The following is a 25,898-nucleotide window of genomic DNA, read 5'->3' on the forward strand; positions in this document are numbered from 1 at the left end:
CGAAAGGAACGTTCGGGGCCACCGCTGAGGCGGTGACCCCGAACACGCCTGCGAAATCAGGCCTCGGATTCTTCCTTCTCGGCCCGTCTGCGGAGACGCTTCGCGGCCGCCACCATATTGCGCAGCGAGGGCTCGAGCTGCCAGTAGTGCCGCGTCTTCAGTCCGCCGTCCGGGTTGGCCCACAACCGCTCGAGTGAGATCGACTCGCTCGCCTCCGTGAGCAGTTCGTCCAACTCGTCGATGTCCGGGATCCGGGCCGATCGGCTCTCGTACACACCCGGACCGACACCGTGGGTCAGCGCGCGCTCCTTGATGGCATCGAGCACCCACGTGATGGAGCGCGTCGCCACGATCGCGGTCACGTCCGCATCGAGCCGTTCGATGGCGTCGACCACCGACGCCCGGCTCGTGTACGTGATATGCGTGTGGATCTGCGTCTCCGGCTTCGCCCCGCCCGTCGCGAGACGGAATGCGTCGACCGCCCACTCGAGATACGCCTCGCGGCCGTTCTCGCGCAACGGCAGCAGTTCCCGGATCGCCGGCTCGTCGACCTGGATGATCGCGATACCCGCCGCCTCGAGGTCGGCGATCTCGTCACGGATCACCAGCGCCAACTGGTCTGCCGTCTCGTACAGCGGCTGATCCTGGCGGACGAACGACCGCGCGATCATCGTCACCGGACCCGTGAGCATGCCCTTGACCGGCTTGTCCGTCAGCGACTGCGCGTACGAAATCCACTCGACGGTCATCGGCTTCGGCCGCGACACGTCCCCGTAGAGGATCGGCGGACGTGTACACCGCGAGCCGTAAGCCTGCACCCACCCGTTGTGGGTGAAGGCATACCCTTCGAGAAGCTCCGCAAAGTACTGCACCATGTCGTTGCGTTCGTGCTCACCGTGCACGAAGACGTCGAGACCGATGTCTTCCTGCAACCGGATCGTGCTTTCGATCTCGGCCTGGATCCGCTTGTAGTACTCCTCCCACTCGAGGCGTCCCTCACCCAGCTCGTACCGGGCCTGGCGGATCGCGTCCGTCTGCGGAAACGAGCCCAGCGTCGTCGCCGGGACCAGCGGCAGGTTCAGTCGCTCCTGCTGGGCGACCCGCCGCTCCTCGTACGGAACCCGGAAGCGGTCGCCCGGCTTGATCGCATTGACCCGTGCTCGCACCGCGTGCTTGAGCTTGAAGTGCACCGACGTGGGACGCTTGCGCCACTTGTCGGACGGCCCCTCGGTGAGCGCCTTCGCCAGCGAGACCACCTCGCCGACCTTCTGCTTCGCGAACGCGAGCCGGTCCGCGACATCACCCGGGATGTCGTACTCGGACAACACGTCGTACGGCACGTGCAGCAACGACGTCGACGTCGACACCACGAGATCCGGCACGACGTCCTTCAGCGTGTTCAGGTACGTCAGCGTGTTGTACCGGTCGACGCGCCACACGTTGCGGCCGTCGACCACACCGGCGTAGATGCGCTTACGCTTCATGCCCGGGATCTTCGCCAGCTCGTCGGCGCTGAGCCGGTGACTGACGAGATCGAGGCCCAGAGCCTCCACCTTGGTGGAGGCGAGGATGGCGAGCGCCTCCCCGAGATGCCCGTACGGACCGGTGACGAGGATGCGGGGCCGCAGCGGTGCGTGCGACAGCTTCTCGTACGCCTTGGCCAGCGCGGCCAGTTCTTCCGGTGTGCGGTCTTCGGTGAACGACGGCTCGTCCAGCTGGACGCAGGTGGCGCCCGCCTTCGCGAGCTGCTCGAACAGCCGCTCGTACTCCGGCAGCACCTTGTCCAGCAGGTCGAGGGTCGAGAAGCCGTGCCGCTTCGACGTCGGACCGACCTTCGACAACAGGAGCAGCGACACCGGGCCGAGGATGACGGGACGTAATTCGATCCCGCGCGCCTTCGCCCGCTCGAACTCGTCCATCACGGTCTCGGACCGCAGCGAGAACTCGGTGTTCTCGTCCAGTTCGGGCTGACGGTAGTGGTAGTTGGTGCCGAAGAACCGCACCAGCTCGAGCGGCGGGAAGTCCGGCCGGCCACGGGCCAGCGTGAAGTAGAAGTCCAGCGGATCGAGCTGACTCTCGAGCGGCTCGAACCGCTCGGGCACGGCACCGAACAGCAGCGCGTTGTCGAGTACGTGGTCGTAGTAGGAGAACGTGTTGCCCGGGACCTGGGTCAGACCGGTCGCGGCGAGTTCGCTCCACGTCTCCTCCTGAAGGTCCCGGGCGACGGCGACGAGTTCTTCCTTCGTGCTCGTGCCGTGCCAGTAGGACTCGAGGGCACGCTTGAGTTCGCGGCGAGGTCCGATGCGGGGATACCCCAGGATGCTGGATCCGTATGCTGCGGTGCTGGACATGCGGTCGACCTTTCTGGACTCAGTCCAGTGGCTGAGTATGCCTCTGGGCTCGATGCACCTGTGCGCCTCTCACAACCGCCAGTGGTCGTGAAAGGCGCACAGGTGTAGTCGCCTACCTACCTACTAGCTGGCCTTCTTGCTGGCACGACCGTTGTCGCCGTACTCGTAGAAGCCCGCTCCGGACTTCTTGCCGACCAACCCGGCCTCGACCATGCGAAGCAGCAGCGGCGGCGCCGAGTACAGGGGCTCCTTGAACTCTTCGTACATGGAGTCGGCGATGGACTTGACCGTGTCCAGGCCCACCAGGTCGGTCAGCGCGAGCGGACCCATCGGGTGTGCGAGGCCGAGAACCGTTGCCTTGTCGATGTCTTCCTTGGTGGCGAACCCGGACTCCACCATGCGGATCGCGGAGAGCAGGTAGGGCACCAGGAGGGCGTTGACGACGAATCCGGAACGGTCCGCGGAACGGACGACCTGCTTGCCCAGCACATCGCTGGCGAAGGCCTCGGCCCGCTCGGACACCGATTTGCTCGTCTTGAGCGTGGTCACCAGCTCGACGAGGGGAAGCACCGGAACGGGGTTGAAGAAGTGCATCCCGATGACCCGTTCCGGGGACTTCGTGGCGATGCCCAGCTTCATGATCGGGATCGACGACGTGTTGGACGCCAGTACGGCGTTCGGATCCGTCACGACCTGGTCGAGTTCGGTGAAGATCTCGCTCTTCACCTTCTCGTCCTCGACGACGGCCTCCACGACGAGCTGTCGGTCCGCGAAATCACCGAGATCGGAGGTGAACCGCAGCCGCCAGGCGGCCTGCTCACGTTCCCGCTCGGTGATCTTGCCGCTGCTCACTCCGCGGTCGAGCGACCGGAGGATGCGCGAACGCCCCGCCGCCGCAAGCTCGCGGGTCTGCTCGAACACCAGAACGTCGACGTGCGCGCGAGCACACACCTCAGCGATTCCGGCACCCATGATCCCGGCGCCGATCACGCCGACGCGCTGAATCTTTTCGCTGGTCACGTCAGCTCCTTTTTCGTCTAGTGGAGTCGTCGCCCGGGGAGGGGCCCGGTTACAGGCCCCTCCCCGGGGTCGGGTTGATCAGGTGAAACCGTGATCGGTCGAAGCCTTGGAGGACAAGGCTCAGTGGAACTGACCCTCTTCGGTGGATCCCTTCAGAGCAGCCGTCGAGGTGTTGGGGTCGACCGTGGTGGCGATGCTGTCGAAGTAGCCGGCACCGACCTCACGCTGGTGCTTGATGGCGGTGAAGCCACGCTCCTCGGCTGCCTTGAACTCGCGCTCCTGCAGGTCGACGAAGGCGGTCATGCCCTCGCGGGCGTAGCCGTGGGCCAAGTCGAACATGCCGTAGTTGAGCGAGTGGAAGCCGGCCAGGGTGATGAACTGGAACTTGAAGCCCATCGCGCCGAGCTCCTTCTGGAACTTCGCGATGGTCGAGTCGTCCAGGTGCGCCTTCCAGTTGAAGGACGGCGAGCAGTTGTAGGCGAGCAGCTGGTCCGGGAACTCGCTGCGAACGGACTCGGCGAACTTCTTGGCGACCTCGAGGTCCGGCACGCCGGTCTCCATCCAGATGAGGTCGGCGTACGGGGCGTAGGCCTTGGCGCGAGCGATGCAGGGCTCGATGCCGTTCTTGACACCGAAGAAGCCCTCGGCGGTGCGGGTGCCGTCCAGGAACTGCTGGTCGCGCTCGTCGACGTCGGACGTGATGAGGGTCGCGGCCTCGGCATCGGTGCGGGCGATGACCACGGTGGGAACGTCCGCGACGTCGGCCGCGAGGCGAGCCGAGGTCAGGGTGCGGATGTGCTGCTGCGTGGGGATGAGGACCTTGCCACCGAGGTGGCCGCACTTCTTCTCCGACGCGAGCTGGTCTTCCCAGTGCGAACCGGCGACGCCGGCCGCGATCATGGCCTTCTGCAGCTCGTAGACGTTGAGCGCGCCACCGAAGCCTGCTTCGCCGTCGGCGACGATCGGGGCGAGCCAGTTGTCGACGGAGGTGTCGCCCTCGACCTTGGCGATCTCGTCGGCGCGCAGCAGGGCGTTATTGATGCGGCGCACGACCTGCGGGACCGAGTTGGCCGGGTAGAGGCTCTGGTCGGGGTAGGTGTGTCCGGACAGGTTCGCGTCACCGGCGACCTGCCAGCCGGACAGGTAGATGGCCTTGAGGCCTGCACGGACCTGCTGAACGGCCTGGTTACCGGTCAGCGCGCCCAGCGAGTTGATGTAGTCCTCGTTGTTCACGAGGTCCCAGAGGATCTCGGAACCACGGCGTGCGAGGGTCTGCTCTTCGACAACGGTGCCCTGGAGCTTGGCGACCTGCTCCGCCGTGTAGTTGCGGGTTACTCCCTTCCAGCGCGGGTTGGTGTCCCAATCCTGCTGGATTTCAGCTGCGGTCTTCGGGGTGCCGGTGGTCGACATCAAGACTCCACTCTCTTCGATCTGCTGGTCCGGTACGGATGTACTGCTTCACATCCTTGCCAGGCCCTTCGTATGTACTTACCCAGAGTGACACAAGCAAAAAGTGCCGTCTACCTGTTGCTACTGCCAATCTTGGCTAGCTTTTCACATCTCCTTGCAAAGACTGTTAAGAAAGTTCGGCGCCATACCTGCCCGATCGGAGAGGAAAAATACTCGCCAGTAGCAAAAAGCCGCAGGTGGTGAACCAAATGCACGCAACTCGTCGTACACAGATAGTTCCGCCCCTGCGCCCCTCGCCTTCCCGCCGCCGCATACCCCTCGACGCGCCCGTTGTGACTGCAATCACCAATCAGGTCGGTTACCGTGACGTCGAATGGTCTCCTCCGGCGAAGGGCACCAGATGCCGCTGTACGAATTCCGATGCGCCGCCGACTGCGGCTCGTTCGAGCGGTCGTTCCCCATGGCCGACGCACCCGGCACCACCCGCTGCCCCCGATGCGACCGCGACGCCGTCCGGCGCGTGTCCTCGCCGCGGCTCGGACACGGGTCGTCGTCCGCGATGAACCTCCTCGACAGCACGAAGAGGTCGGCTCACGAACCGGACGTCGTCACCGGTCCGCCGCCTGGGACCACGGCCGGGCGTTCACCCGTCACGAACAACCCGCTGCACCGCCGACTTCCTCGTCCCTGACCGGTCACCGAAGGAGCGCACATGCCCGAACTGCTGTTTCCGCTCGATTCCTCGAAGAAGTTCACCGATCAGGCGATCGTCGGCCACAACCGCTGGCACCCGGACATCCCGGCCGCAGTCACGGTGAAACCGGGCGACTCCTTCCGCGTGCACTGCCGCGAATGGTTCGACGGCGCCATCCACAACGACGACTCCGCCGACGACATCCTGAACGCGCCCCTCACCACGGTTCACACACTGTCCGGACCGTTCGCCGTGGAGGGCGCGAAGCCCGGCGACCTGCTGATCGTCGACATCCTGGACGTCGGACCGATCCCCCAGGAGGATTCCGGCCCGCTGGCAGGCCAGGGATGGGGGTACACCGGGATCTTCTCCCGCCACAACGGCGGCGGATTCCTCACCGAGCAGTTCCCCGACGCCTACAAGGCCGTCTGGGATTTTTCCGGTCAGACCGCCACGTCGCGGCACGTCCCGCACGTCTCGTTCACCGGCATCGTCCACCCCGGACTGATGGGCACCGCGCCGTCGGCCGCCCTCCTGTCGAAGTGGAACGCGAGGGAGGGCGCGCTCATCGCCACCGACCCGGGCCGGGTTCCCCCACTCGCCCTGCCGCCCGAACCGCAGGACGCCGTCCTCGGGTCTCTGTCGGGCGCCGACTTCGACCGCGTCGCCGGCGAGGCCGCCCGCACCGCGCCCCCACGCGAGAACGGCGGCAACCAGGACATCAAGAACCTCACCAAGGGCAGCCGCGTCTTCTACCCGGTGTTCGTCGACGGCGCGAACCTGTCCGTCGGCGATCTGCACTTCTCCCAGGGCGACGGCGAGATCACGTTCTGCGGCGCCATCGAGATGGGTGGCTTCATCGACCTGCGCGTCGACATCATCAAGGGCGGCATGGACACGTACGGCGTGTCCGAGAACGCGATCTTCATGCCCGGCAACACGGACCCGCAGTACTCGGAGTGGCTCGCGTTCTCCGGAACGTCCGTCACCCTCGACGGGGAACAGAAGTACCTCGACTCGCACCTGTCGTATCAGCGAGCCTGTCTCCACGCGATCGACTACCTCACCAAGTTCGGGTACAGCCCCGAGCAGGCCTACCTCCTGCTCGGCGCCGCACCGATCGAGGGCCGGCTGTCGGGGGTGGTGGACATCCCGAACTCCTGCTCGACGGTGTACCTGCCAACGGCGATGTTCGACTTCCCCGTCGCACCGTCCGCGTCGGGTCCGTTCCAGATCGACCCGGGCGTCGGCGCGCCGCGCTCGGAGAACAAGGCCTGAGCACGGGCGAATGTACCTTTCAGCGCCTCCAGTGCGCCCAGAGGTACGTTCGCCCCGCGTCATCGCGTCCCGACCCGCGCGAGTGAATCTTGCGAAGGTTCCGTTCGCACATCTGACCTGCACCGGTACCATTGCCGTATGTCCAAGACCTTCGTCGGCACCCGGTTGCGTCAGCTCCGAACCGAGCGTGGACTGAGCCAGGCGGCGCTGGCGAAGACGCTGGAGATCTCCGCCAGCTACCTCAATCAGATCGAGCACGATGTCCGGCCGCTGACGGTGCCGGTGCTGCTGCGGATCAGCGAGGTGTTCGGCGTCGACACCACGTTCTTCTCGTCCCAGGACGACACACGCCTGATCGCGGAGATGCGCGAGGTGGCGCTGGACCAGGAGATGGGCATCGACGCGGACGCCCAGGAGATCGCGGAGATGGTGGCGTCGCATCCGGGTCTGGCGAAGGCGATGGTCAACATGCACCGCCGCTTCCGCAACACCACCGCGCAGCTGGCTCTCGCCACGGAGGACCGCTACAGCGACGGCAGCGGCAGCGGCTCGATCACGATGCCGCACGAAGAGGTCCGCGACTACTTCTATCAGCGGCAGAACTATCTGCACGAACTGGACACGGCGGCGGAGGAACTGACCGCGCGCATGCGATTCCACCGCGGCGACGTCGGCGGTGAGATCGCCCGCAGGTTGCAGACCGTGCACGACGTGCAGATCGTCAGGCGCATCGACCTCGGCGAGAACGTCCTGCACCGGTACGACCCCGAATCCCGGCTGCTGGAGATCTCGCCGCATTTGTCGGGCGGCCAGCAGGTGTTCAAGTTCGCGACCGAGCTCGCGTTCCTCGAATACGGCGACCTGCTCGACAAGCTGGTGGCGGAGGGCGGCTTCACGAGCGACGAGTCCGTTGCGCTCGCCCGGCTCGGGCTGGCCAATTACTTCGCTGCGGCCACGGTGCTTCCCTACGGCCAGTTCCACGACGTGGCCGAGGACTTCCGGTACGACATCGAGCGGCTCTCCGCGTTCTACTCGGTGAGCTACGAGACGATCTGTCACCGTCTCTCGACGCTGCAGCGCCCGAAGCTGCGCGGTGTCCCGTTCATGTTCGTCCGCGTCGACCGGGCCGGGAACATGTCGAAGCGGCAGTCCGCCACCGGGTTCCACTTCTCCACCAGCGGTGGCACGTGCCCGCTGTGGAACGTGTACGAGACGTTCGCGTACCCCGGCAAGATCATGAACCAGATCGCGCAGATGCCGGACGGCCGCCGGTACCTGTGGATCGCCCGCACCGTCGAACGTCGCGCCCAGCGCTACGGCCAGCCCGCCAAGATCTTCGCGATCGGGCTCGGCTGCGAGATCCGGCACGCCCACCGCCTCGTCTACGGCGACGGTCTCGACCTCGACGATTCCAACCCGGGCACCCCCATCGGCGCCGGCTGCCGGGTGTGCGAGCGCGTCAACTGCCCGCAGCGCGCGTTCCCGCCGCTCGGCAAGCAACTCGACATCAGCGAGCACCAGAGTTCGGTCTCCCCGTACCTGATCCGCTGACTCGTCCTTTGTCACATCGGTTCAATCCGACTGAACCGGTGTGACATTGGCCGCAGCGGCAGCAGCATCCGGCCACGCCGGGGGCTCTGTGAGCGCTTGTTCACGTAACCGTAATTCGCGTCACGAACACGTCACCGACAGACATTCAGACGCAACAACGGCCGCTTAATGTTCGCCCCACGAATACACCTCTGTATACGTGGGGCGGATACATGTCCCGGGTTGCGGAGGTCCCCAAGTCCTCCGACGGAAAGGCCCGTACATGCGCACCTTCTCCAAGCGCGCCCTCGCTGCACCGACCGCGCTCGCCGCCATCGGGCTCGTGCTGACCGGTTGTGGCAGCAAGGCGTCCGACACGGCCGGCGAGTCCACCGCGGCGTCCTGTGTGGACACCTCCGGGGACACGATCAAGGTCGGGTCACTGAACTCGCTGTCCGGCACGATGGCCATCAGCGAGGTGACCGTCCGGGATTCGATCGCGCTCGCGGTCGACGAGATCAACAACTCGGGCGGCGTGCTCGGCAAGAAGATCCAGATCGTCGCGGAGGACGGGGCCTCAGAGCCCACCGTATTCGCCGAGAAGGCGGAGAAGCTGATCAGCAGTGACTGCGTCGCAGCCGTGTTCGGCGGTTGGACGTCGTCGAGCCGCAAGGCGATGCTGCCGGTGTTCGAGGACAACAACTCGCTGCTCTACTACCCCGTGCAGTACGAGGGGCTCGAGGATTCGAAGAACATCTTCTACACCGGGGCCACGACCAACCAGCAGATCGTGCCCGCCCTCGACTACCTGAAGGAGAAGGGCGTCAAGTCGCTGTACCTGGTGGGCAGCGACTACGTGTTCCCGCAGACCGCCAACCGCATCATCAAGGCGTACGCGGAGGCCAACGGTATCGAGATCAAGGGCGAGGACTACACCCCGCTCGGCTCCACCGACTTCTCGACCATCGTCAACAAGGTCCGCTCCGCCGATGCGGACGCCGTCTTCAACACCCTGAACGGCGATTCCAACGTCGCATTCTTCCGCGAGTACGCGAACGTCGGCCTGAAGCCCGCCGACATGCCCGTCGTGTCCGTGTCGATCGCCGAGGAGGAGGTCGGCGGTATCGGCGTCCAGAACATCGAGGGACAGCTGACCGCCTGGAACTACTACCAGACCATCGACACGCCGGAGAACAAGAAGTTCGTCGACGCGTACAAGGCCCGGTACGGCGCGAACAAGCCGACGTCCGACCCGATGGAGGCCGCCTACACGTCCGTGTACCTGTGGAAGAACACCGTCGAGAAAGCGAACTCCTTCGCCACCAAGGACATCCAGGACAACGCGGACGGCGTCACGTTCGCCGCACCGGAGGGACTGGTCACCATCGACGGGTCCAACCACCACATCACCAAGACCGCGCGCATCGGTGAGATCCGGAACGACGGCCTGATCTACACGGTCTGGGATTCGGGCACCCCGATTCAGCCGGACCCGTACCTGAAGTCCTACCCGTGGGCCGAGTCGCTGGGTAGCTAGGACACGGTCCGACGAGCACAGGGAAGAGAGGACATACATCGATGGATGTAGTGATCGGACAGCTGTTCACCGGGTTGAGTATCGGATCGATCCTGTTGCTGGCGGCGTTGGGGCTGTCGTTGACGTTCGGCCAGATGGGCGTCATCAACATGGCCCACGGCGAATTCATCATGGCCGGCTCGTACACGGCTTACGTGGTGCAGCAGGTGGTGTCGAGCGCCACCGGTTCTCTGTTCATCTCTCTGCTCGTCGGCTTCGTGGTCGGTGGCGCGATGGGCGTCCTCCTCGAGGTCACCCTCGTCAAGCGGATGTACCACCGGCCGCTGGACACGCTGCTGGTGACGTTCGGGGTGGGACTGATCCTGCAGCAGCTGGCGCGGGACGTCTTCGGTGCACCCGCCGTCAACGTCGCCGCACCGGAGTGGCTCTCCGGCGGTGTGGAGATCCTCGGCGCGGTGGTGCCGAAGACGCGCCTGTTCATCCTGGTGCTGGCCGTCGCGGCCGTGGTCGCGCTGTCGCTGGCGATGCAGAAGTCCCCGATGGGACGCCGCATCCGCGCCGTGGTGCAAAACCGCGACCTCGCGGAGACGAGCGGGATCTCCAGTCGCCGAACCGATGTGACGACGTTCTTCATCGGTTCCGGTCTGGCGGGTGTCGCGGGTGTGGCGCTCACCCTGATCGGCTCGACGAGCCCGACCATCGGGCAGAGCTACCTCATCGACGCCTTCCTGGTGGTCGTGGTCGGCGGCCTTGGCCAGATGAAGGGAGCGGTGATCGCCGCGTTCGCGCTCGGCATCCTCAATTCGTTCGTCGAGTACTCGACCACGGCGTCGATCGCCAAGGTCATCGTGTTCGTGGTCATCGTGGTGTTCCTCCAGGTTCGGCCGCAGGGCCTGTTCGCCGTCAAGACGAGGAGTCTCGTATGAGCATCCTGACGAGTGCCCGCTACCGCGCGTGGGCGGGATTCGCGCTGGCCGCACTGCTTCTGTTCGTCGTCGCCCCCGCGGTTCTCAGCGACTTCCGGCTGAGCCTGCTCGGCAAGTTCCTGTGCTTCGCGATCGTCGCGGTCGGTATCGGCCTGGCGTGGGGCCGCGGCGGCATGCTCACCCTCGGCCAGGGTGTGTTCTTCGGATTGGGCGCCTACATGATGGCGATGCACCTGAAGATCGCCGACGCCGAACTCCGCGGCGACACCGTGCCCGACTTCATGCAGATCGCGGGCATCCGCGAACTGCCGGGCTACTGGGTGCCGTTCACGTCGCCGATCGTGACGATCCTGGGAATCCTGCTGATCCCGGCGCTGGTGGCGTTCGTCCTCGGGCTCGGCGTGTTCAAGCGCCGCGTCAAGGGCGCCTACTTCGCGATCCTCAGCCAGGCGCTCGCCGCCGCGTTCGCCATCCTGCTGGTGGGCCAGCAGAGCACCGGAGGAAGCAACGGCCTCAACCGGTTCCGCACGTTCTTCGGTTTCAACCTGAACGATCCGGCCAACAAGCAGATGCTGTTCTTCATCGCCGCAGGTGTGCTGCTGGCAGTGGTCGCGATCACCCGGCAGCTGATGAACAGCCGTTACGGCGAACTGCTCGTCGCCGTCCGGGATCAGGAGGAGCGCGTCCGCTTCCTCGGGTACGACCCGGCGAACATCAAACTCGTCGCCTACGTGACGGCCGCGTTCTTCGCGGGCCTCGCCGGCGCGCTGTTCGTGCCCATCGTCGGCATCATCTCCCCCGCCGACGTCGGGATCGTCCCGTCGATCGCGTTCCTGATCGGGGTGGCCATCGGCGGACGTTCCACACTCCTCGGCCCGGTCCTCGGCGCCATCGGGGTGGCGTGGGCGCAGAGCGCGTTCTCGGAGTCGTTCCCCTCCGGCTGGACGTACGCGCAGGGTCTGCTGTTCATCGTGGTCGTCGGCTTCTTCCCGGCCGGTGTTGCGGGACTGTTCGCGCTGCTGAAGCGGAAGAAGAAGGCCTCCTCCGACAAACCTGCCCCGCCCGGACCGGAAGACGAGACCGAGCCGACGGAACGAATGGAGATGGCGCGATGACGATTCCTGCCACGGCCAAGGAACCCGTGCTCGGCGGCAACGCCGGAATGTCCAGCGAGTACCTCGAGGTCCGGGACCTTCGGGTCAGCTTCGACGGCTTCAAGGCGGTCGACGGCGTCGACCTCACCCTCATGCAGGGCGACCTGCGGTTCCTCATCGGCCCCAACGGCGCCGGCAAGACCACTCTCGTCGACGCCGTCACCGGGCTCGTCCCCGCGACGGGATCGGTCACGAAATCCGGTGTCGAGTTGATCGGCAAGAAGGTGCACCGCATCGCCCGGCTCGGCGTGGGCCGCACGTTCCAGACCGCCAGCGTGTTCGAGGAGTTGACGGTTCTCCAGAACCTCGACATCGCGGCGGGCGCCGGCCGTTCGGCACTCACACTGTTGCGCCGACGCAAGACGGTGCTCCCCGCCATCGAGGAGGCGCTCGACGTCACGGGTCTCGGCAAGCTCCGCGACACCCCGGCGGGAACCCTCGCGCACGGGCAGAAGCAGTGGCTCGAGATCGGGATGCTGCTGGTGCAGAACTGCTCCGTCCTGCTCCTCGACGAGCCGGTGGCCGGCATGAGCCACGAGGAACGCGACGAGACGGGAAACCTGCTGCGCCGCATCGGCGGTGAGCGGACCGTCGTGGTGGTCGAGCACGACATGGACTTCATGCGCGCGTTCGCGACGTCGGTGACCGTGCTGCACGCCGGGAAGGTGCTGAGCGAGGGAACCGTGGAGCAGGTGCAGGCCGACCCGCGTGTGCAGGAGGTGTACCTCGGGACCGCCGCGGCCGGCGCCGCCCCCGAGTTGCAGCCCGAGGTTTCTAAGGAGGACAGCGATGCTCGAGCTTGACGACATCCGGGCCGGGTACGGCCGAACCGAAGTGATCCACGGAGTCGCGCTGACGGTCCCGTCGGACGGTGTGGCCGCGGTGATGGGACACAACGGCGCGGGCAAGACCACGCTTCTCCGGGCCGCGGTCGGACTGATCAAGGTCGACACCGGGCGGGTGTTGTTCGACGGCCAGGATGTCACGACGCTGCGGCCGAGCGCCCGCGTGGCGCGCGGCCTCGCCTACGTGCCGCAGGGCCAGCAGTCGTTCGGTCAGCTGACCACCGCGGAGAATCTGCAGGTGGTGGCCGACGGCCGCAAGCGCGGAAGGGAACTCGTCGGCGAGGTGCTGGATCTGTTCCCGGCTTTGCGCGGCCTGCTCGACCGGCGTGCCGGTCTCCTCTCCGGCGGGCAGCGTCAGCAACTCGCCATCGCGCGGGCCCTGATCACGGAACCGAAGATGCTGATCCTCGACGAACCGACGGAGGGCATTCAGCCGTCCGTCGTGGCCGAGATCGAGCGCACCATCGTGGAACTCACCCGCCGCGGCGGGCTCGGAGTCCTGTTGGTGGAACAGCACATCGGGTTCGCGCTCGAATCCGCCGAGAGCTACTACGTCCTCGAGTCGGGGCGGGTCACGTCCTCCGGCGCGGGTGGCGCCGCACCCGATACCGACGTCCGTACCGCGGTCTCCGACGTCCGCGCGGCAATGGCCATCTGATGGCGCGCCGAGAACCGGCCGGCTCCCTCAGCGATCACGTGTATCTGTCGCTGCGCACCGACCTGATGAGCGGCCGGATCCCACCGGGACAGCGTCTCGGCGAGGAGCGTCTCGCCGACACCTACGGGGTGTCCCGGACGCCGGTGCGGGAGGCCCTGGCCCGGCTTCTCGCCGACGGACTCGTCCAGCGCGACGTGGGCGGGTTGTTTCCGTACCGCCCCCGCATCGACGAGCTCGCCGGCCTGTACGAACTGCGCATCACGCTCGAACTCCAGGGAATCGCCCGGGTCCGCGCCGACGAGTCGCTGTCGCACGACCCGGACGTTCTGGGACCCGAGCTCGACCGGTGGTACGCGTTGCGGAAGGAGAATCCCGAGCCGGACGCCGGGTTCGTGGCGCTCGACGAGCAGTTCCACACCGTTCTGCTGCGGTCGGCCGGCAACCGGGCGCTGTCCGATGCGCTCGTCAACGTGAATGCGAAGGTGCGGCCGGTCCGGATGTTCGACTACCTCACCCCCGACCGCATGAGCGCGACCATCGACGAGCACATCTCGGTGGCCGAGTTCGCTCTCGACGGCAAGCTGGATACGGCGTACGACACGCTGCTTGCGCATATCAGCGAGTCGCGTGAAGTGGTCATCGAGCGTGCTGAACAGGCACTTTCCCTCGCACGGATGGCGTGGGCGATCCGGGATTGAGACAGTTGTCCAACTCGGTTGGACATTTTTCCCACCAACGAACCGAGCGGGTGCTAGCGTCTTGCTACCGCTCGGTAACACAGGTTGGGAACTCGCTTCATGTCACGCACTCTCGAAGAGAATCTGGTCGGACGCCGCGTCCTGATCACCGGTGCAGCCCGGGGTATCGGCGCCGGACTCGCCAGACGACTTCACGAGCGGGGCGCCCGCGTCGGGCTGCTCGGTCTCGAACCCGAACTCCTCGAACAGACCGCCACCACGTGCGGCCGGGCACCGTGGCGTCGATGTGACATCCGCGACCGGCGAGCCGTCGAGGACTCGTTCGACTACCTCGCCGACCGACTCGGCGGCCTCGACGTCGTCGTCGCCAACGCGGGTGTGACGCCCCCGGCCCACATCGTCGAGGGCGATCCGGAGGTGATGCGGTATGCCATCGAGGTGAACGTGATGGGGACGTATCACACGCTGCGGGCCGCGGGACCGTACATCGGCCACCGCAACGGGTACGCGCTCGTGGTGGCGTCGTCGACGACGTTCAGCCCCCTGCGCGGCGTCCACGGCGCCACGAGAGGCGGTGCCGAGGAGCTCGGCTGGGCCCTGCGAGACGAGATGAAACCGCTGGGGACCCGGGTCGGTATCGCTCGGCTCGGCGAGATCGACACGGACCGGACCCTGATCGACTTCGACGGCCTCGCGGTTCCCCCACCCCGCGGCAGTGCACTGACCCGGACCTCCTCGATCACGGTGGCGGTCGATGCACTCGAACGGGGAATCGCGGGGAGGAAGAATCGGATATACGCGCCGTCCCGGGTACCCGGGTCGGATTCTGTGCGTATGCTCGCACTTCGGGCCACGGAGATGACCCGTTCGATCGAACTACGCGCGCACGCAGCCGTTCCCGCGAGGGGACGAGTAGAAGGAGAGGGGGCGGCGTGACCGCACGCATTCCACCCGGACGTCTGAAGGAACTCGGCCCCGTCAACTGGGTGCTGTGGCGAATCATCTCCCGTGTCGCCGGTGTGCCGGACGCACATCTGTTCAGCACGGTGGGCCGCACGGGGGGCCTCTTCCGTGCGTGGCTGCAGTACTCCGGCAAGCTGATGCCGGGCGGTCAGATCTCCCGGTACGAGACCGAACTGATCATCCTTCGGGTGGCACACCTGCGACAGTGCAGCTACGAGATGGACCACCACGTGCGCCTCGGACGCCGGGCGGGCGTCACCCCGGCGCTCCTCGAACAGGTGCGGGAAGGCCCCGATGCGGAGGGCTGGGACGCGCGCCGCCGCGCCATCCTCACTGCCGTCGACCAACTCGTCGCCACCGACAACCTGGACGATGCCACGTGGTCGGCGCTGAGCACCCACTTCGACGACCGCCGGATGATCGAATTCTGCTTTCTGGTGACCCAGTACGAGGCCCTGGCCACCACCATCGGGACTCTGAGGATCGAACGCGACTATTCGTAGCTTCCGCATCGCGTAGAGAAGAGGAACGGCCGCATGACATCTGCCACCGACGAGGTCCGTTCCGAGAAGGGACTGGCGCGGGTCGCGCAGTCACTGGCCGGCTGGACGGAGAAATGGTTTCCGGACGCCTACGTCTTCGCGCTCGTCGGAGTCTTCGTCGTCTCGGTGGCCGCGCTCGCCAATGGTTCCTCGCCGCAGATGGTCGTGGACGCGTTCGGTGACGGTTTCTGGGATCTGACGGCGTTCACCCTGCAGATGGCGATGGTGGTGCTGACCGGATACGTCGTCGCCACGTCCCCGCCGGTCGCCCGGCTGATCGATCGTCTGGCCCTGGTGCCTCAGTCGGGGCGCACCGCAGTCAGTTTCGTCGCGTTCCTGTCCATGTCGGTCTCCTTCCTGAACTGGGGGCTCAGTCTGGTGTTCGGCGGGCTGCTCGCCCGGGCGATCGCCCGCCGATCCGACCTGCGAGTGGATTACCGTGCGCTCGGTGCAGCGGCCTTCATGGGTCTGGGCGCAGTGTGGGCGCTCGGCATGTCCTCGTCCGCCGCGCAATTGCAGGCCACCGCCGCGTCCCTGCCGCCGGCGCTGCTGGAGATCACCGGTGTCCTCGACTTCGGGACCACGATCTTCACCTGGCAGTCGCTGCTGATGTGCGTGATCATCATCGCCCTGACCGTGGTGATCGCCCACTTCTCCGCGCCGAGGGGTGCGGCCGTCACCACCGCCCAGGATCTGGACGTCGACCTCGACGACCGGCCGAAGGAGGTGGCACCCCGAACGCGACCGGGAGAATGGCTCGAATACAGCCGGATCCTGCCGGCGCTGGCCGGTCTGATGACGCTGGGGTGGCTGATCTCCCAGCTGGTGACCAAACCCGTGCTCACCGTCGTCAGTAGCCTGAACGCCTATCTGCTGGTCTTCCTCATGCTGGGCCTGGTGCTGCACGGGACGCCGCGCAAGTTCCTGCAGGCCGTCGCGCTGGCCGTCCCCGCCACGGCAGGCATCCTGGTCCAGTTCCCGCTGTACGCCGCGATGGCCGCGATCCTCACGAAGGCCGAGGGCAGAAACGGCCTCACCATCTCCGAGCACCTGGCCGACTTCTTCACGAACATCGGCAGCGGCGGCGGCTTCACCGTCGTCATCGCCCTCTACACGGTCGTGCTGGGCCTCTTCGTGCCGTCCGGAGGCGGAAAATGGCTGGTCGAGGCGCCCTACGTCATGCAGTCGGCCACCGATGTCGGGATGAACCTGGGCTGGACGGTCCAGGTGTACAACGTCGCCGAGGCGCTGCCGAACCTGATCAACCCGTTCTTCATGCTGCCCCTGCTCGCAGTACTGGGGCTCAAGGCGCGCGATCTGGTGGGATTCACGTTCCTGCAGTTCATGTTCCACCTGCCGGTGGTCCTGCTCCTGGTGTGGCTGCTCGGAACGACATTCGAGTTCGTACCCCCGGTGCAGCCGTCCTCACCGTGATCCCGATTCGCGCCGGCCCTGAGAGGTCTTACTAACCCACGCTTTACCTCGAGAAATCTCGGTGAAACACCCCGTCCTTAGCGTATACAACCATGTCCACAGGGATGAATACGCCGCCGATCGAGTACTCCTTCGACACTCTGCTCGTTGCGAACCGGGGCGAAATCGCCTGCCGCATCATGCGATCGGCGCACCTCCTCGGACTGAAGACGGTTGCGGTCCACTCGGACGCCGATTCGGCGGCCGCGCACGTCGAGATGGCCGACGTCGCCGTCCGGCTGGGGCCGGCTCCCGCCCACGAGTCGTATCTGCGGGCCGACGCCGTCGTGGACGCCGCCCTGGCGACGGGCGCGGGCGCGATTCATCCCGGATACGGCTTCCTGTCGGAGAACGACGCGTTCGCCGCGGCGGCGGAATCCGCCGGGATCGCGTTCGTCGGCCCCACCCCCGAACAGCTCCGCACGTTCGGGAACAAGCACACGGCACGCGAGGCCGCCCGCGCCGTCGGCGTCCCGCTCGTCGCGGGCAGCGGGCTCCTCGACTCCGTCGACGATGCCCTGTCCGCGGCCTCCGACATCGGCTATCCGGTGATGATCAAGGCGGTCGGTGGCGGCGGGGGCATCGGCATGCAGGCATGCTTCGACGCCGCCGAACTCCGCGAAGCCTACGACCGCGTCCAGCGCCTCGCCCAGGCCAACTTCTCCTCGTCCGGGGTATTCCTGGAACGCTTCGTCGCCCGCGCCCGGCACATCGAGGTGCAGGTGTTCGGCGACGGACTCGGCCGCACGCTGAGCCTCGGCACCCGCGACTGCTCGCTTCAGCGCCGCAACCAGAAAGTGATCGAGGAGGCCCCGGCGCCCGGGCTCTCCGATGACGTGGTGGAACAACTGCTCAGCTCGTCCCGCAGTCTCGCATCGTCGGTGAACTACCGGTCCGCGGGAACCGTCGAGTTCGTCTACGACGTGGACCGCGGCGAGGCGTCGTTCCTCGAGATGAACACGCGACTGCAGGTCGAGCACCCGGTGACCGAGGAGGTCACCGGGGTGGACCTCGTCGAGTGGATGCTGAGACTCGCCCGCGGAGACGGTTCCATGCTCGACGGGCTGCCCGACTCCGGACCCGAGATCAGGGGAACCGCCGTCGAGGCCCGCATCTACGCCGAGGACCCCGGCCACGACTATCGTCCCAGCGCCGGACGACTCACCGGGGTCGAGTTCCCGGCTCACACGCGGGTCGAGACGTGGGTCGACACGGGCACCGAGGTGAGTGCCTACTACGACCCGATGCTGGCAAAGGTGATCAACCGCGGGCACCGGCGCACGGCGGCGTTCGCCGCCCTCGCGGAAGCGCTCGCCGACACGCACATCTATGGTGTCCAGACGAACCTGCCCCAGCTGCGGCGGATCTGCGTCGCCGACACTGTTCTCGGCGCCGAACACACCACGCAGTCGCTGGCCGATCTGCGGCCGACCGGCCGACGCGTCGACGTACTCCGCGCCGGGACGATGACCACCGTGCAGGACCACCCCGGCCGAATCGGACTGTGGGAGGTCGGAATTCCGCCATCGGGACCGATGGACGACCTGTCGTTCCAGTTGGTCAACACCGCGGTCGGCAATCCGGTCGGCGCACCGGGACTCGAATGCACCCTGCAGGGGCCGCGCCTCGTGTTCTCGGACGCCACCGTGATCTGCGTCGGCGGCGCCGACACCCCGGTCACGCTCGACGGCGAACCGATCGCCCTCTGGGAACCGGTGGAAGCGCCGGCTGGGTCCGTCCTCGACGTCGGCACCCCGGCGGACACGGGCCTGCGCACGTACCTCGCGTTCCGGGGCGGCATCGACGCTCCGCTGTACCACGGCAGCGCGTCCACGTTCACGCTCGGCGGGTTCGGCGGCATCACCGGCAGGGCCGTCACCACCGGTGACGTGCTGGGACTGTTCGACGACTCGCTGTTCGAGAACACCACGGGTCTCGGCGCGCCGCACCCCGTCCCGGACGACTCGCGCCCCGAGTTCACGCACCTGTGGCATCTCGCCGTCACCGAGGGACCGCAGCCGGCGCCCGACTACTTCATCGAGGCCGACATGGCGCAGTTCTACGACACCACCTGGAGGGTCCAGACCCACGCCAACCGGACCGGCCTCCGGCTCGACGGCCCCAAGCCGATCTGGTCGAGGACCGACGGCGGCGACGCCGGGCTGCATCCGTCGAACCTGCACGACAACCCGTACAGCGTGGGAGCGCTCAACGTCTCCGGCGACACTCCGATCCTGCTCGGCCCCGATGGCCCTAGCCTCGGCGGCTTCGCGTGCCCCCTCACAGTGGTGAAGGCGCACCGGTGGAAACTCGGGCAGATCAGGCCCGGCGACGATGTGCGGTTCGTCGCCGTCTCCGACGACGGTGCGCACGTGTTGCGGGCTTCGGATTCGTCTCGCAGACTGGACCTTCCGCCCACGGCAACCCGCTCGACGAACAGCGACGGCGGGGTCCTCCGCCGCATCGCGCCCGTACTGGACCGTCCGGAGGTCGCGTACCTCCGCGGCGGGGACGACAACATCCTCGTCGAGTACGGGGACCGGGAACTCGACCTCGGACTCCGCATGCGCGTCCACGCGCTGTCGGAAGCGCTGGTCCGGCGTTGCGTTCCGGGCATCATCGATATCACTCCGGGTGTGCGCTCCCTGCACCTGCATTTCGACGCCGACGAACTTTCGGCCGGCCGGTTGCTGGACATCCTCCAGGACATCGAGGAACTGCTGCCGGCGACGCACGATCTGGTGGTGCCGAGTCGCACGGTCCGGTTACCGCTGTCGTTCGACGACCCGTCCATCGCGGAGGCCATCGACCGGTACCGCAACGGTGTCCGCGACGAGGCGCCGTGGCTGCCGTCGAATACCGAGTTCATCCGGCGCATCAACGGTTTGGACAGCGTCGACGACGTCCGCGACGCCGTGTTCGACGCCGAGTACCTGGTCCTCGGGCTCGGCGACGTCTACCTCGGCGCGCCCCTGGCCGTCCCGCTCGACCCGCGGCACCGCCTGGTCACCACCAAGTACAACCCGGCGCGCACGTGGACGCCGTCCGACGCGGTCGGGATCGGCGGCAAGTACCTGTGCGTCTACGGCATGGAGTCGCCGGGCGGCTACCAGCTGATCGGCCGCACCGTCCCGATCTGGTCGGGCTACCGGCAGCACCGCCCCTTCGACGAGGGCAAACCCTGGATGTTCCGGTTCTTCGACCGCATCGTGTGGGAACCCGCCACCCCGGATCAGCTGCGCGAGTACCGCGAGCAGGCGGTCGCGGGGCGGTTCGACGCGGAGATCTCCGACGGCACGTTCGCGTTCGCCGACCATCTGAAGTTTTTGCGGGATAATGCCGAATCCATCGCCGAGTTCGACTCCCGGCAGTCCGCGGCGTTCGAGGCGGAGAAGTCCGCGTGGCGCGCGTCGGGCGAATTCGACCGCGTCGAACAGGCTCCCGCACCCGAACCGTCCGCACGGGTCGACCTTCCGCCCGGGGCGACGGTCGTCGAGGCTCCCATGGTCGGCAGCGTGTGGCGTGTCGAAGTCGAAGCCGGGCAACGCATCGAACCGGGCCAGAACGCCGTGGTACTCGAGGCGATGAAACTCGAGATGCCGGTTGCATTCACCACGTCCGGAACAGTCCTCGAAGTCCTCGTGTCACCGGGCGCGATCGTCGAACCGGGCACCCCTCTCGTCGTGATTGGAGCAGAAAACTGATGACTGTCGATGCCGTGAACCGCGGACAGACCACTCTTTCCCCCGCCGCCCGTGTCGAGGACGCCTTCCGGCGGGTCGCCGAGGTGGACCGTCCTGAGGTGTGGATCACCCTCCGGCCGGCTGAGGACGTGCACGCGGATGCCCTTGCCGTGCAGGCCCGCCTCGACGCCGGCGAGCACCTCCCTCTGGCCGGGAAGGTCGTGGCGGTCAAGGACAACATCGACGTCGCGGGACTGCCGACGTCGGCCGCATGCCCCGAGTTCGCCTACCTCCCCGACGTCACCGCGAGCGCTGTGCGCCGACTGGTCGAGCAGGGCGCGGTCGTGCTGGGGAAGACGAACCTCGACCAGTTCGCGACCGGACTGGTCGGGACACGCAGTCCGTACGGCGCCGTCCGGTGCTCGTGGGATCCCGAACGAGTGTCGGGCGGATCCAGTTCGGGTTCCGCCGTCGCCGTCGCCCTCGGCATCGCCGACATCGGAATCGGCACCGACACAGCGGGATCCGGGCGGGTCCCGGCGGCGTTCAACGGTCTCGTCGGCATCAAGGCGACACTCGGCGTCATCCCCGCCGACGGAGTGGTTCCCGCCTGCGTCGACTACGACTGCGTCACCGTCTTCGCCACCGAACTCGACACGGCCGTGACCGCCGCCCGCATCATGTCGGGCCCGGCGAGTGCGGACCCGCGGAGCCGAGCGTGGCCGTCCGACGTCCCCCTCGCGGCGCCCGCGCAGCCGAGGGTCGCGATTCCCGCGGAAGAGAATCTCGCGCTGCTGACACCGGAGTACCGTGCGGCATTCGTCGCCACGGTGGCGTCGTTGACGGACCGAGGCTTCTCTTTCGAGACGGTCGACATCTCCCCGCTCCTCGACGCCGCCCGCCTGCTGTACGACGGCGCCGTCGTCGCCGAGCGGTACACCGCTGTCGGGAAATTCCTCGACACCGCACCGGCGGGCGCCGACCCGGTGGTCGCCGCCATCGTCGAGTCGGCGAGGAAGCCGGCGGGCCACGAGTTCGCCGCCGACCTCGACACACTCACCCACGTCAAGGCGCAGACGCGGGAACTGCTGGCCGGTTTCGACGGCCTCCTGCTGCCCACCACCACCGAACACCCCACCATCGCTGCCGTACAAGCCGATCCGATCGACATCAACCGGCGGATGGGCACGTACACGAACTTCTGCAACCTGCTCGACATGGCGGCCGTCGCGGTCCCGGGCGCCCCGACCGCCGCCGGCGCACCGTTCGGAGTCATGTTCGTGGTGCCGGCGTTCGCCGATCAGGTGGCCGTGGACCTCGCGGCCCGGCTCGTCGCCGTACCGGCGCCCGCCCTCGTCGAGGACGGCGTCGAACTGGCCGTGTTCGGCGCCCACCTGCGCGGGCAGCCCCTGCACTTCCAGCTCGAGGACATCGGCGCACGGTTCGTCGACACCGTCACCACCACCGACGCCTACCGGCTCACCGCACTCGCCACGACACCGCCCAAGCCCGGCCTCGTCCGCCGCGGTCCCGGCGCGGGAGCGGCGATCGTCGGGGAACTGTTCCGGGTGTCGCCCGCCGGGCTGGGCAACTTCCTCGCCGCCCTGCCCGCCCCGATGGCGCTGACGAGCGTCGAATTGTCCGACGGCCGGGCCGTGGTCGGCTTCAGCTGCACCCACGACGCGGTCGACGGGGCCACGGACATCACCGAATTCGGCAGTTGGGTTGCCTACGCCCGTGAGTACTTATCAACCACGGGCGGTTAATAAGTACTCACGGCAAGGACGGTGGCGGCGGGGGTCGAGTTGCGGCCGATCAGTTTCTGCAGGTCGCCGCTCTCGGTGTCGAGGGCGCCGGCGGCGACTCCCGCATCAGAGTCGGCGAGCATGCTCGCGATCGGTGCGGGCAGTCCGGCGCCCTCGAGCACCGCGGCGTACTCGGCCTGCGGAAGATCCTTGTACGACACCGGCTTTCCGAGGACGGAGGAGATGACCTCCGCCAATTCGCTGTACGTCAGGCGCTCGTCGCCACCGAGCTCGTATACCTTGCCTGCCTGCCCGTCGGCGAGTAGGACCGCGGCGGCGGCCTCGGCGTAGTCCTTGCGGGCGGCCGCGGCGACGACACCCGTTCCGGCACTGCCGAACAGCGCACCGGTCTCCGCCGCAGCGGGAATGCTGCCGAGGTAGTTCTCCCAGTACCAGCCGTTGCGGAGCAGCGCGAAGTCGATTCCGGACTGCGTCAGCCGGTCCTCCGTGGCGCGGTGTTCCACGGCCAGTCCGATCGGGCTGTTCTGTGCGTCGAGGACGCTGGTGTAGGCGACGAAGCCGACGCCGGCGGTCTTCGCGGCGTCGATCACGTTGGTGTGCTGGGCAACCCGCTGACCGACCTCGCTGCCGGAGACGAGCAGCAGCTTGTCGACGCCGGCGAAGGCGGTCTCGAGCGCGGCGCGATCGCTGTAGTCCGCCTGCCTGATCTCTACGCCCCTGTCGGCAAGGTCCGCGGCCTTGGCGGCGGTACGGACCACGGCGACGATGTCGCCGGCGGGTACGCCCTTGTCGAGCAGTGCCTCGACGACGAGTCGTCCGAGGTGTCCGGTTGCTCCTGTGACGGCGATGGTCATGACGAACTCCTAGCGCGTAGTGGTGCGAGTTGACTGTTCAAGCTCACCTTCCATCATGCACTAATTTTTCGTAAGTGCAAATGTTTCCGTAAGCACTTCCTGCATGTGGGGTAGACTGGACGTATGTCCGAGCCCGCGCACCCAGCACAGGAAAGTGAAGACCGCACCCTCGAAGCCGACGTCTTCGCACGCGACTGCGCGTCGCGCGAAACGCTGCAGACCGTCACCGGCCGATGGGGTGTGCTCGCGCTCGCGGCGCTGACCGAGGGCAGCTACCGGTTCAGCGCGCTCCGTCGACGCGTCGACGGCGTCAGCGAGCGCATGCTGTCCCAGACATTGCAAGCCCTCGAACGAGACGGCCTCGTGGTCCGCGAAGTGCTCGAAGCCATTCCGCCGAAGGTCGAATACAGCCTCACGCCGCTCGGCGCCGAGGTCGGCTCACGCCTTATCGGCCTGATCGAGCTCGTCGAAGCGCGCGTACCCGACGTCCGGGCAGCGCAGGAGAAATACGACGCCGCTCGCGGCGTCAGCTGAGTTCGTCGAAGTCGGTGTCCTCGTCGACGATGTGGACCGCGGCCTCCTCGGCCGACGCCGCTCCCCCGTCGATGCCGATGTCGGACGCCACGAGGTCCTTCTCCTCGTCCTCGCCCATACCCTCGTCCTCCGCGACGAGCCGGCCCGACCGCAGCCGCCCGACCTCGTTGTCGTCGAGGATCTCCGCGTTGTCGTCTTCCAGAGCCGGGTCCGGCTCCTCCTCCGCGAGCCGCTGATCGAGGGTCTCGCCCTCGCGCTGCTCGGCGGCCGTCGTCCCGTACGCGTCCAGCCCGAGCGGCCTCTCCGGAGGCGAATAGCCCTCATCGAGAACGTCGTCCACACCTCGGTCGACCAACGTGTCCTCCGGCTGCAACTGGTCCTCTTCGTCCAGGCTGTACTCGCCCTCGGATCCTTCTGGCGTGCTGTCCGGCATGGTCATCCTCCCCACGATGCCACCGCAGCGGGCAGTTCGCCATCGGATCGCGGAAGCAACTCGGGGAGAAACGCGAAGGGCCCGCACAGAGACTGTGCGGGCCCTCTCGGTGTTCGGGTCAGAAGTTGATCATGTGCCCGGCGAGACCGTGGATGGCCTCCTGCAGGGCTTCGCTGAGCGTCGGGTGCGTGTGCACGTTGCGGGCCAGCTCGTTGACCGTGAGGTCCCACTTCTGCGCGAGGGTCAGCTCGGGCAGCAGCTCGGACACGTCCGGGCCGATCAGGTGCCCGCCGAGCAGTTCGCCGTACTTCTTGTCGGCGATCAGCTTGACGAAACCGGTCGGGTCACCGAGGCCATGTGCCTTGCCGTTGGCGGTGAACGGGAACGTCGCGACCTTCACGTCGTACCCCTCGTCCTTGGCCTGCTGCTCGGTCAGACCGAAGCTCGCGACCTGCGGCTGGCAGAACGTGGCCCGCGGCATCATCCGGTAGTCCTCGATCGGCAACGTCTCGGCGCCGGCGATCGTCTCGGCGGCCACGACGCCCTGCGCCTCGGCGACGTGCGCCAGCTGCAGCTTCATCGTCACGTCACCGATGGCGTAGATGTGCGGCACCGACGTCTGCATCGTGTCGGTGATGCCGATCGCACCACGATCGAGCTGGACGCCGGTCTTCTCGAGGCCGAAGCCCTCGACGCGGGGCGCGAATCCGACCGACTGCATCACCTTGTCGACCACGACGGTCTCGATGTCGCCGGACTTGTTGTTCTTGATCGAGACGGTGACCTTGCTGCCGTCGTCGTCGATGCTCTGGACGGCGGCACCGGTCTTGATCGTGACGCCGAGCTTCTTGTACTGCTTCTCGATCTCCTTGGACACGTCCGCGTCCTCGTTGGGCAGCGCACGGTCGAGGAACTCGACGATCGTGACGTCCACTCCGTAGTTCTTCAGGACGTACCCGAACTCCATGCCGATCGCGCCGGCACCGACGATGAGGATCGACTCCGGGAGATCGCGGGTGAGGATCTGCTCCTCGTAGGTGACCACGTTCTCGCTGAGCGAGGTGCCCGGCAGCAGCTTGGTGGTGGAACCGGTGGCGATGATGGCGTTGTCGAACGTCACCGTCTCCGTCCCGCCCTTGGACAGCTCGACCGAGATGGTGTTGGCGTCGGTGAACGACCCCTTGCCGTCGTACTCGGTGATCTTGTTCTTCTTCATCAAGAAGTGAACGCCCTTGACACGCCCGTCCGCGACCTTGCGGCTGCGGTCGTAGGCGGCGCCGAAATCGAAGGACGCCTCTCCCGAGATGCCGAACGTCTTGGCCTCTTTTGTGAAGAGATGCGCAAGCTCGGCATTGCGGAGAAGTGCCTTGGAGGGGATGCAGCCGACGTTCAGGCACACACCGCCCCAGTACTTCTGCTCGATGATGGCGGTGCTCAATCCCAGCTGTGCCGCGCGGATAGCAGCGACGTACCCACCGGGACCGGCTCCGAGGACAACGACGTCATAGTGTGAGGTCACGGTTGTTCAGGGTAGTCCCGTCCGGAATCG

The 25,898-nt window shown here is 66.9% G+C and carries 21 protein-coding genes; 15 read left to right on the forward strand and 6 right to left on the reverse strand.

Going from position 1 to position 25,898, the window contains the following annotated elements; all coding sequences use genetic code 11:
* Window positions 1–56: 56 nt before the first annotated feature.
* The 3 genes from metE to aceA form a co-directional block, all read right to left on the reverse strand.
* The gene (gene metE, locus FND50_RS28795; RefSeq protein ID WP_005261076.1) at window positions 57–2,351 is read right to left on the reverse strand and encodes a 5-methyltetrahydropteroyltriglutamate--homocysteine S-methyltransferase; all 2,295 of its coding nucleotides are present in this window, start codon (window positions 2,349–2,351) and stop codon (window positions 57–59) included.
* Between the two features lie 123 nt (window positions 2,352–2,474).
* The gene (locus FND50_RS28800; protein ID WP_005261077.1) at window positions 2,475–3,371 is read right to left on the reverse strand and encodes a 3-hydroxybutyryl-CoA dehydrogenase; all 897 of its coding nucleotides are present in this window, start codon (window positions 3,369–3,371) and stop codon (window positions 2,475–2,477) included.
* 120 nt (window positions 3,372–3,491) lie between these two features.
* Window positions 3,492–4,781, reverse strand: coding sequence for an isocitrate lyase (gene aceA / locus FND50_RS28805; protein WP_005261078.1), 1,290 nt, complete (start codon window positions 4,779–4,781; stop codon window positions 3,492–3,494).
* Window positions 4,782–5,154: 373 nt separating this feature from the next.
* Here aceA and FND50_RS28810 point away from each other — a divergent pair, with 373 nt between their 5' ends.
* From FND50_RS28810 to atzF, 14 genes are all read left to right on the forward strand, one after another.
* Window positions 5,155–5,472, forward strand: a complete 318-nt coding sequence (locus FND50_RS28810) for a zinc ribbon domain-containing protein (protein ID WP_005563336.1) — start codon at window positions 5,155–5,157, stop codon at window positions 5,470–5,472.
* 21 nt (window positions 5,473–5,493) lie between these two features.
* Window positions 5,494–6,753 carry a formamidase gene (gene fmdA / locus FND50_RS28815; protein ID WP_005563337.1) on the forward strand — a complete coding sequence of 420 codons (1,260 nt, stop codon included), beginning with the start codon at window positions 5,494–5,496 and terminating at the stop codon, window positions 6,751–6,753.
* A 138-nt stretch (window positions 6,754–6,891) separates the two neighbouring features.
* Window positions 6,892–8,304: an acetate metabolism transcriptional regulator RamB gene (gene ramB / locus FND50_RS28820; RefSeq protein ID WP_005251841.1), complete on the forward strand. Its 1,413-nt coding sequence runs from the start codon at window positions 6,892–6,894 to the stop codon at window positions 8,302–8,304.
* 262 nt (window positions 8,305–8,566) lie between these two features.
* Window positions 8,567–9,820 carry an urea ABC transporter substrate-binding protein gene (gene urtA, locus FND50_RS28825; protein ID WP_005563339.1) on the forward strand — a complete coding sequence of 418 codons (1,254 nt, stop codon included), beginning with the start codon at window positions 8,567–8,569 and terminating at the stop codon, window positions 9,818–9,820.
* A gap of 41 nt (window positions 9,821–9,861) precedes the next feature.
* Entirely contained in the window at window positions 9,862–10,746 is an 885-nt protein-coding gene (urtB, locus tag FND50_RS28830) for an urea ABC transporter permease subunit UrtB (protein ID WP_144287949.1), read from the forward strand.
* Window positions 10,743–11,861, forward strand: coding sequence for an urea ABC transporter permease subunit UrtC (gene urtC / locus FND50_RS28835; protein ID WP_144287950.1), 1,119 nt, complete (start codon window positions 10,743–10,745; stop codon window positions 11,859–11,861). Before urtB ends, urtC begins: the two co-directional genes overlap by 4 nt.
* A complete protein-coding gene (gene urtD, locus FND50_RS28840) occupies window positions 11,858–12,703 on the forward strand; it encodes an urea ABC transporter ATP-binding protein UrtD (RefSeq protein WP_144287951.1) in 846 nt (281 codons plus the stop codon). The genes urtC and urtD overlap by 4 nt, the downstream gene beginning before the upstream one ends.
* Window positions 12,690–13,403 carry an urea ABC transporter ATP-binding subunit UrtE gene (gene urtE / locus FND50_RS28845; RefSeq protein WP_144287952.1) on the forward strand — a complete coding sequence of 238 codons (714 nt, stop codon included), beginning with the start codon at window positions 12,690–12,692 and terminating at the stop codon, window positions 13,401–13,403. The genes urtD and urtE overlap by 14 nt, the downstream gene beginning before the upstream one ends.
* The gene (locus FND50_RS28850) at window positions 13,403–14,101 is read left to right on the forward strand and encodes a GntR family transcriptional regulator (protein ID WP_005251830.1); all 699 of its coding nucleotides are present in this window, start codon (window positions 13,403–13,405) and stop codon (window positions 14,099–14,101) included. Before urtE ends, FND50_RS28850 begins: the two co-directional genes overlap by 1 nt.
* Window positions 14,102–14,200: 99 nt before the next feature.
* Window positions 14,201–15,037 carry an SDR family NAD(P)-dependent oxidoreductase gene (locus tag FND50_RS28855; protein ID WP_007301348.1) on the forward strand — a complete coding sequence of 279 codons (837 nt, stop codon included), beginning with the start codon at window positions 14,201–14,203 and terminating at the stop codon, window positions 15,035–15,037.
* Window positions 15,034–15,567 carry a carboxymuconolactone decarboxylase family protein gene (locus FND50_RS28860; protein WP_007301347.1) on the forward strand — a complete coding sequence of 178 codons (534 nt, stop codon included), beginning with the start codon at window positions 15,034–15,036 and terminating at the stop codon, window positions 15,565–15,567. Before FND50_RS28855 ends, FND50_RS28860 begins: the two co-directional genes overlap by 4 nt.
* Window positions 15,568–15,600: 33 nt before the next feature.
* Window positions 15,601–17,040 carry a short-chain fatty acid transporter gene (locus tag FND50_RS28865; RefSeq protein ID WP_144287953.1) on the forward strand — a complete coding sequence of 480 codons (1,440 nt, stop codon included), beginning with the start codon at window positions 15,601–15,603 and terminating at the stop codon, window positions 17,038–17,040.
* A gap of 92 nt (window positions 17,041–17,132) precedes the next feature.
* Window positions 17,133–20,783, forward strand: a complete 3,651-nt coding sequence (gene uca, locus FND50_RS28870) for an urea carboxylase (protein WP_144287954.1) — start codon at window positions 17,133–17,135, stop codon at window positions 20,781–20,783.
* Entirely contained in the window at window positions 20,783–22,528 is a 1,746-nt protein-coding gene (gene atzF, locus FND50_RS28875; protein ID WP_144287955.1) for an allophanate hydrolase, read from the forward strand. Before uca ends, atzF begins: the two co-directional genes overlap by 1 nt.
* On the opposite strand, the gene FND50_RS28880 is transcribed toward atzF, so the two are convergent.
* Entirely contained in the window at window positions 22,525–23,382 is an 858-nt protein-coding gene (locus FND50_RS28880; protein ID WP_144287956.1) for an SDR family oxidoreductase, read from the reverse strand. The two genes, atzF and FND50_RS28880, sit on opposite strands and share 4 nt — an antisense overlap.
* Window positions 23,383–23,505: 123 nt before the next feature.
* Here FND50_RS28880 and FND50_RS28885 point away from each other — a divergent pair, with 123 nt between their 5' ends.
* Window positions 23,506–23,916 carry a helix-turn-helix domain-containing protein gene (locus FND50_RS28885; protein ID WP_005563350.1) on the forward strand — a complete coding sequence of 137 codons (411 nt, stop codon included), beginning with the start codon at window positions 23,506–23,508 and terminating at the stop codon, window positions 23,914–23,916.
* Here FND50_RS28885 and FND50_RS28890 read toward each other — a convergent pair.
* Both FND50_RS28890 and lpdA read right to left on the reverse strand, forming a co-directional pair.
* Window positions 23,909–24,355 (reverse strand): DUF5709 domain-containing protein, encoded by a 447-nt coding sequence (locus FND50_RS28890; protein ID WP_144287957.1) that lies wholly within the window; start codon window positions 24,353–24,355, stop codon window positions 23,909–23,911. The genes FND50_RS28885 and FND50_RS28890 overlap by 8 nt on opposite strands.
* A 112-nt stretch (window positions 24,356–24,467) precedes the next feature.
* The gene (gene lpdA / locus FND50_RS28895) at window positions 24,468–25,868 is read right to left on the reverse strand and encodes a dihydrolipoyl dehydrogenase (protein ID WP_007301341.1); all 1,401 of its coding nucleotides are present in this window, start codon (window positions 25,866–25,868) and stop codon (window positions 24,468–24,470) included.
* Window positions 25,869–25,898: the final 30 nt, after the last annotated feature.

It is taken from the genome of Rhodococcus sp. WB9, from assembly GCF_007558985.1.
In the GTDB taxonomy this organism is placed as follows: domain Bacteria; phylum Actinomycetota; class Actinomycetes; order Mycobacteriales; family Mycobacteriaceae; genus Rhodococcus_F; species Rhodococcus_F opacus.